Origin of the sequence: Pseudomonas sp. 2995-1 (genome assembly GCF_002742505.1) — a bacterium.
Classification (GTDB): Bacteria; Pseudomonadota; Gammaproteobacteria; order Pseudomonadales; family Pseudomonadaceae; genus Aquipseudomonas; species Aquipseudomonas sivasensis.
Genome location: NZ_LJSA01000638.1, coordinates 1 through 272, shown reverse-complemented (window position 1 = coordinate 272; position 272 = coordinate 1). Strand labels below are relative to the sequence as shown.

General features: G+C 40.1%; 1 protein-coding gene. It reads right to left on the bottom strand.

The window, feature by feature from the left end:
- A partial coding sequence (locus tag AOA61_RS33075) for a hypothetical protein (protein WP_218197424.1) occupies window positions 1-272 on the bottom strand: 272 nt, incomplete at both ends.

The window sequence follows — 272 nt, the reverse complement described above, 5'->3', positions numbered from 1 at the left end:
AGATGAAGCAGTTAATGTAAATCTTTCAGTTACGTTACGATCTTCATCTTGCTCATATAGTGCTAATTTACGAGCTGGTTCGTCACGGTGAATGTGCTCACCTGCTAATACTACATCTTCATCTACAGTTAAGTCGTCGTTAAAAATAATGATCCATGCTCCATTTGCACTTACACCATCAAAGAATGAATCTTCGTCAGTCACTACTACTTGTGTAGCTCCTGAAACGGCATCCTCTCCTGCTTCTTCTGTTGCGTTTACCTCTTCATCTA